The sequence below is a fragment of the Streptomyces sp. XY431 genome, from assembly GCF_001279805.1.
Classification (GTDB): domain Bacteria; phylum Actinomycetota; class Actinomycetes; order Streptomycetales; family Streptomycetaceae; genus Kitasatospora; species Kitasatospora purpeofusca.
In genome coordinates this window covers 25,958-32,161 of record NZ_LGDO01000086.1, presented here as the reverse complement: position 1 = coordinate 32,161, position 6,204 = coordinate 25,958, and the positions used below count along the sequence as shown (strand labels likewise).

At 72.1% G+C, this 6,204-nt stretch carries 7 protein-coding genes; 4 read left to right on the top strand and 3 right to left on the bottom strand.

The genetic code is table 11. The features are described from left to right. Positions 1-9: 9 nt before the first annotated feature. Positions 10-129 (top strand): LPXTG cell wall anchor domain-containing protein, encoded by a 120-nt coding sequence (locus ADK60_RS41755; protein WP_234371046.1) that lies wholly within the window; start codon positions 10-12, stop codon positions 127-129. A 51-nt stretch (positions 130-180) separates the two neighbouring features. Next, positions 181-1,080, top strand: a complete 900-nt coding sequence (locus tag ADK60_RS12075) for a phosphotransferase family protein (RefSeq protein WP_053645562.1) — start codon at positions 181-183, stop codon at positions 1,078-1,080. Between the two features lie 21 nt (positions 1,081-1,101). On the opposite strand, the gene ADK60_RS12070 is transcribed toward ADK60_RS12075, so the two are convergent. Together ADK60_RS12070 and ADK60_RS12065 are read right to left on the bottom strand one after the other, a co-directional pair. Further along, a complete protein-coding gene (locus tag ADK60_RS12070) occupies positions 1,102-1,644 on the bottom strand; it encodes an EF-hand domain-containing protein (RefSeq protein ID WP_053645560.1) in 543 nt (180 codons plus the stop codon). Between the two features lie 175 nt (positions 1,645-1,819). After that, the gene (locus ADK60_RS12065; RefSeq protein ID WP_053645558.1) at positions 1,820-2,431 is read right to left on the bottom strand and encodes a TetR/AcrR family transcriptional regulator; all 612 of its coding nucleotides are present in this window, start codon (positions 2,429-2,431) and stop codon (positions 1,820-1,822) included. Positions 2,432-2,494: 63 nt separating this feature from the next. On the opposite strand from ADK60_RS12065, the gene ADK60_RS12060 reads away from it, so the two are divergent. Continuing rightward, a complete protein-coding gene (locus ADK60_RS12060; protein ID WP_053645555.1) occupies positions 2,495-3,358 on the top strand; it encodes an alpha/beta fold hydrolase in 864 nt (287 codons plus the stop codon). A 256-nt stretch (positions 3,359-3,614) separates the two neighbouring features. Beyond that, complete coding sequence (locus tag ADK60_RS12055; RefSeq protein ID WP_079008284.1) at positions 3,615-4,391, top strand: DUF1062 domain-containing protein; 777 nt, start codon at positions 3,615-3,617, stop codon at positions 4,389-4,391. 73 nt (positions 4,392-4,464) lie between these two features. Here ADK60_RS12055 and ADK60_RS12050 read toward each other — a convergent pair whose 3' ends face one another. Then, positions 4,465-5,910 (bottom strand): hypothetical protein, encoded by a 1,446-nt coding sequence (locus tag ADK60_RS12050; RefSeq protein WP_053645553.1) that lies wholly within the window; start codon positions 5,908-5,910, stop codon positions 4,465-4,467. Positions 5,911-6,204 lie beyond the last annotated feature (294 nt).

Below are 6,204 nucleotides of genomic sequence, written 5' to 3'. Positions count from 1 at the left end.
GCCCCCGCCCTGGCCGCCACCGGAGCCGACGACGGGACCCTCACCACCCTCGCAATAGGCGCCGCCGCCCTGGCAGCCACCGGCGGTGCGGTCCTTTACACCACCCGCCGCCGCACCACCCGCAACTGACCCGCCGAGAGGAGGTGACAGGGACAGCGCTCACCCGTCAGCCTGACGGGTATGACTGTTCCGGTTGTCATCGGCGGATTCGCCGAGTCCGAGGCGCACTCGGTCCTCGCGGACGCCTGTCACCGAATCGGCGTGGACCCGGCCGGTGCCGAGCTGTTGCGCGGCCACACCAACGCCGTGTTCCTCCTCGAGGCGGCCGGGGTGGTTGCCAAGATTGCCCGTGCCGGTACGCCCGTGGACGGCGTCGAACGCACCGTGCAGCTGGTTCGGTGGCTCAGCGCTCAAGGCTTCCCGACCGTCGAACTGCTACCGGTGGAGCAGCCCGTCCTCGTCGGCGTGCACGCCGTCACCTTCTGGCAGTACCTCCCCCAGCCCGAGCATCCCGTACCGGCTGCCCACCTCGCCGTCCCTCTCCGCATGCTGCACCGGCTCCCGCCGCCTCCCTTCGGCGTCCGGCCGCTCGACACGGTCGGTGCGATCCGGCGCTCGATCGCGGCGATCACGAACCTCTCCCCTGCCGAAACGGCCTTTCTGCGGCAGCGGCTGTCCGCCCTCGAATCAGCACTGGCCGACGTCGACTACGTGCTGCGTCCCGGGCTGCTCCAAGGCGACCCCCAGCACCGGAACGCCCTTCACCACGGCGGAGCGGCGGTGCTGTGCGACTGGGACACCGCCTGCTTCGGCCCTCCTGAGCTGGATCTCGTCACCGTGGAGATCCACTGCCGCCGGTTCGGCTACGGCCGTAGCCACTACCAGCGGTTCGCCGACGCGTACGGTTTCGACGTGACGGCGTGGAGCGGCTACGCCGTCCTGCGCGACCTGCGTGAGCTGCGGATGATCACCACGAATGCCAAGCGCGCCGCTGCGGGCAGCCCGGCGCTCGCCGAGGTGCGGCGACGGGTCGGAGGGTTGCGGCGGGGCGACCTCGATGGTGTGTGGAACATCCTGTGACCGGTCCGGGCGGGTGCCGGGTCACTGCTCCGGGATGCGCCCGCACATCGCGTTGCCGGGGTCGGACGGGTCGGCGCTGATCCAGAACTGCTCCCACAGGAGGGCGAATTCGGGTCGGCTGAGATAGCCGTCGCCGTCCAGGTCGAGCAGGTCGAAGACGTCGTCGGTCGGCACGGTCCGGCCGTGCCAGATGTCGACGAGCCGGCTGTGTTCGGCGCGCGAGATGCGGCCGTCGCCGTTCTCGTCCACCGCGTCGAAGACCGTGTCGGCGGTCGCCGTGACCACTTCGCGCAGGGCGGGGAGCCGGTCGACGAGGGTCAGGAACTCCTCCATGTCGACCTTGCCGTCGTGGTTGCTGTCCGCGACCGTGAGCAGGTGGTCCCACCAGCCCAGCATGAGCGCCTCGACCCTGACTCCGAGAGCGGCGTCCCGCTGGACGGCCGGGAGTCGGCCCCACCGCTCCGCCAGGGCCTCGAAGTCGTTCTTCCGGAGGCAGCCGTCCCCGTCGGTGTCGAAGGCGGCGAAGACGTTGCGGAGCTTGCGCCGCTGGAACTCGTTGGCCATGAACGGGCCTCCCTGTGCCGAGCCGTAGCGCCACCACCTGTGGCGACAGGCTGGCGACTGTAGAGGCGCGGCGCGCGGCCCCGTCGGGCTTCGGCGGAAGAGCCGGGGATTACCGGCACAACCGCCCCGGGGCGCCCCGGGTGTGCTAGGAGGACGTCCTGTTCGGCCTCCTCGCTCACGGGGCCGGGTCAAGGAACAGCTCGTCCAGATGACGGGCGAGGATCGCCAGCGCCGCCTCGCCGGTGCGCTGGCCGCCCAGCACGCTGGAGCCCAGACCGTTGACCATGGCCAGCAGTCCGGCAGCGGCGATCCCGGGATCCCTGCCGGGGTCGATCTCCCCGGCCTGCTGAGCTGCGGCGAGGCGCTTCGCGAGGAAGCCCTCCAGCAGTTCGGGCTGCCGCGCGCCGTGCTTCTCCAGCACCTCGGGGTCGTTGAGCACCAGGGTGTAGTAGGCGGCGTAGGTCCTGGTGATCCGGCGGCTCTCCGGATCGGTCGGCAGGATGCAGGACAGGATCGCGGTCACGGTGCCGCGCGGTGTGGGCGGGGAGCCCGCCTCGCCGATCCACTTCTCCATGCGGGCCTGGAGCTGGGCGGACAGCCTGGCCAGCGCGTCCAGCAGCAGCCCCTGCTTGGTCTCGAAGTAGTACTGCACCAGCCGCAGGGAGACACCGGCTTCGGCCGCGACCGCCCTCATGCTGGCCGACTGCAGCCCCTGGGTGTCGGCGATCCGCAACAGCGCCTCGGCGATCTGCCGTCGGCGTTCCTCGTGATCGACCCGCGCGTTCATGGTCCCACCTCCCTGGCACACCCTCTCTGGTACACCCGTATCATGCCGTGATACACATGTATCATGCGAATCAGCCAGTTCAAGAACGACCAGGCCAGGGACCGATTCCGCACCGCCTACGAGCGCGCTCTGGCCGAACTGTGGCCGGGGCCGCGGACGGCGCTGGACCTTCCGACCGCGTTCGGGACCACCCGCGTCTACCGAACCGGGCCGCAGAACGGCGAGCCGATCGTGCTGCTGCCCGGATCGGGCGGAAACGCACTGATGTGGCACCGGTACATCGACACGCTGGCCCAGCACCGTCCGGTCATCGCCGTCGACACCGTCGGCGAGCCGGGCGCGAGCGTGCAGACCGCACCGATCGCCGACGGCCGGGACGGCGCCGCCTGGCTGGAGGAACTCCTGACCGCACTGGAGGTGACGGCCGCCCATCTCGTCGGCTGCTCCTACGGCGGCTGGCTGGCGCTCAACCACCGGATCCACCACCCGGGACGGACCGCCTCCCTCACCCTGGTGGATCCCGCCGGCTTCGCCGACTTCGGCGCCCGGTTCTACACCTGGCTGATCGCCGGCGCCCTCGCCGCGACAGCGCCGCGCCCGCTCCGCCCCCCGCTGGCCCGCCTGGTCGGCAACAGCGCCGTCCTGGAGGGCGAACTGATGAAGCTGATGCGCGCATCGACGGGATTCCGCCGCGCACTCCCGGTGCCGCCGGTCTTCTCCGACGAGGAACTCCACCGTCTGCGTGCCCCCACCCTGCTCCTGCTCGGGGCGCGCAGCGCCATGCACGACTCGCGCAAGGTCGCCGACCGGCTCGGCAAGCTCGTACCCACGGCCCGGGTGGAGATCGTGCCCGGTGCCGGCCACGCACTTCCGACCGACCGCCCGGACCTGGTGGCCGACCGCATTCTCGGCACCGTTGGGCGGTAGTCCCACCTGTGAGCTGTCGCCGCCCGAGGGAACGGGGAAATTCGGTTGCCGCGGGCAGGCGACTCGCTCATGATCTCCCGCATGGACTTTTGACGACTGCCACGCAGTACGTACCTGTCGCGCGATCGACCTCGGAGCCTGACGACCCGGCCCCGGGGCGATGGGTCGCGCCCCTCGTGAGCATCCGTCAGAAAGCGGGAGCCGCCGAGTGAGTTCGACATGCCCTCCTGCTGAGTCCTGAAAGCACCCAACACATATGAATACCGACCGCAAGGCCCTGTGGGCCGTGCGTCAGTCCGCCCTGCCCACCGTCGTCCGGTCCTGCCCGGACTGCCCCGGCATGCGGCACCGCGCCTCGGGGAAGATCCGCGTCAACGCGAACGGCAAGATGCTCGACGTGTGGCTGCTGCTGAGCTGCGCCACGTGCGACCGGACCTCGAAGGTGCCCGTCCACGAGCGCGCCCACGTCTCGACGCTGGAGCCGGCCCGGCTGGTCGCGTACGAGATCAACGACCCGGCAGCGGTACGGGAGTTGGTGACGAGCGCGTCGCTCGCGGCGAAGAACCGGTACCGGCTCGACTGGACCGGGACGTGGGAGCTGGAGACCCGCATGCCGCTGTACGCGCTCGACGACCCGAACCCGCTCCCGGTGCAGGTGCGCTTCGAGCTGCCCGCGCCGGTCCGGGTGGAGCGGCTGCTCCAGCTCGGTCTCGGCCTGAGCCGGGCCGAGGTGCGCCGTCTGGTCGCGGACGGGCGGATCCGTCTGCCGTTCGCGCCGGACGCCAAGGCGCACCAGGACTTCGAGCTCACCATCCACGGACCCGGTTCCGTCGATGCGGCCAAGCGCGCGAAGTCCCTCGACGCGCCCGGCGCCGAACGTTCCGACCTGGCCCGGATCGGGCTGCCGCCCGTCCGCGACCGGACGCTCGCAGGCCGGACGCTCCCAGGCCGGGCCACGGCGGCCGGGGCTTCTCCGGTCGATCAGGTACGGAGCCGGACGACGAGGGCGGCCGCGGTGAAGCTGCCGAGGTAGACGCCGGTGGCCGCCCTCCCGCGCGATCCCTTGCGCGGGAGGGCGGCCCGGCTGCCGCGACTGCTGCGGCGCGTCAGCGGCGGGTCACCTTGATCACCCCGGTCTCGGTGCCCTGGTAGAGCGTTCCGTCCGGGCCGGTGGTGCCGGTCATCTGCAGCGGGTTGTAGAGCAGCCCGAGGCCGATCCAGGAGCTGGAGAGCTGGGCGCCGGTCCCGGGATCGACGGTGGCGTAGGAGTAGGACGCGAAGGTCTGCGCCCCCGCCGAGCCGGTCGGACCGCTGACGGTGAAGGTGTAGATCTTCCCGTCCCCCAGTGAGAGCCGCGGCAGTGCGGCCGATTTGACGTTGCTGTTCCAGACCGGGTGGCAGCCGTTGCCGTCGGCGTCGAGGTCGACGCGGCTCAGCCCGCCGTCGAACCCGGCCGAGGCCGGGACGCTGGCGGGCGCTCCGGCCGGGAGGGCGGGGTACGGGTAGCCGTAGGTGTTGGTGACGAAGACGCTGCGGCCGGAGGCGATCACGGCGTCCTCGGTCCCGCTCGCGGGGAACTGGGTGAGGACGGGCGTGGTGCAGACGGGGTCCGGGCCGCCGGCGACCCGGTAGACGAGCAGGTTCTCGTGCGGCGCGGCGTTGTCGGTGATGGTGACGTACTCGGTGCCGCTCCCGGGGCCGAAGAAGCTGGGCGTCGCGCCCGTCCCCCAGCTCAGCTGGCCGGGCTTGCGGCCGGGGCCCCGGTCGTAGGGGGCGCGCCATTCGACGGTCGGTGTGCCGTCCGGGGTCTCGGTGAGCAGGTAGAGCGCGTGCTCCGTGGCGACGGCGGTGTGGCCGGGGACGGTGGAGATGCTGTTCTGCACGCCCTCGCCGGTGTTGAGGGTCCGGACCGCACCGGTGGCGGTGTCGACCGTGCCGATGGTTCCGCCGCCGGTGGCGAACCACACCCGGCCGTTCCAGCCGGGGCTGAGGCCGGTGATGTTGTCCCCGGCCGGGACGGCCGCCCCGAGCGGGGTGGTCCGGTCGACCGTCAGCTTCCAGCCGTCGGCCGTGGGGTGATGGCCTATCCGCAGGAGGTTGTTGCCGCCGTCCACGAGGACCAGGGCGTCAGTGTTGTCGAGGTAGGCGTAGACCCCGCCGAACAGACTGCCCTTGGGCAGCGCCAGCGCGGCGAGGTCGGCGCCGGTCCCGGGGTCGAGCAGGTGCACGGTCGGGGTCTGCCCGAAGATCGTGGTGCAGAGGACCACCGGGCGGCGGTCGCTGCCGATCACCACTGTCGGGCAGGCCGAGGCGAGCGCCGTACGGCTCCAGTTGACGGCGCCGCTGCCGGGTCCGGGGTAGGGCGTGGTGTCGCTGGAGGCGCTGTCGCCGTGCATCGTCGCGGTGCCGTTCGCGGCGGTGGCGGGGTTCGGCGGCGGCAGCGGCCCGAAGGTGCCGCCGGCGGCCCGGGCGGCGGTGGCGGGCGTGCAGAGCACCGCCGCGGCGGCGAGGGTCAGTGCGGTACGGATGGCGCGTTGGGTGCGCGGGCGCATGGAGGATCCCGTTCCTGGGGTCGAGGGGGAAGGGGAACCCGGCGGCCGTGCCGTCCCGTTCGCGCGCGGCACGCGTACGCACGCCGCTGCTCGTAGGGGCGGCGTACGGCGGCGTGCTCAGGTGCGTGCGTGCGGGTGGGAACGGGGCCGATCGGCTCGGGTTCCGGTGCGGCCGGCCTCGTGCGACGGACGAGGTGTCGGCGGAGTGCGGGCCGCGTCAGGCGACGCGGCGACAACCCGTGGTGGTGGCACGGCCATGGTCGACATGGCGGCGGCTCACGAGCAGGGTCATGT

What these genes read in the sequence shown, in the direction of transcription:
- ADK60_RS12055 (WP_079008284.1), top strand. Translation starts at nt 3,615, where the DNA reads ATGAATACCGACCGCAAGGCCCTGTGGGCCGTGCGTCAGTCCGCCCTG.
- ADK60_RS12065 (WP_053645558.1), bottom strand. Translation starts at nt 2,431, where the DNA reads ATGAACGCGCGGGTCGATCACGAGGAACGCCGACGGCAGATCGCCGAG.
- ADK60_RS12075 (WP_053645562.1), top strand. Translation starts at nt 181, where the DNA reads ATGACTGTTCCGGTTGTCATCGGCGGATTCGCCGAGTCCGAGGCGCAC.
- ADK60_RS12060 (WP_053645555.1), top strand. Translation starts at nt 2,495, where the DNA reads ATGCGAATCAGCCAGTTCAAGAACGACCAGGCCAGGGACCGATTCCGC.
- ADK60_RS12070 (WP_053645560.1), bottom strand. Translation starts at nt 1,644, where the DNA reads ATGGCCAACGAGTTCCAGCGGCGCAAGCTCCGCAACGTCTTCGCCGCC.
- ADK60_RS12050 (WP_053645553.1), bottom strand. Translation starts at nt 5,910, where the DNA reads ATGCGCCCGCGCACCCAACGCGCCATCCGTACCGCACTGACCCTCGCC.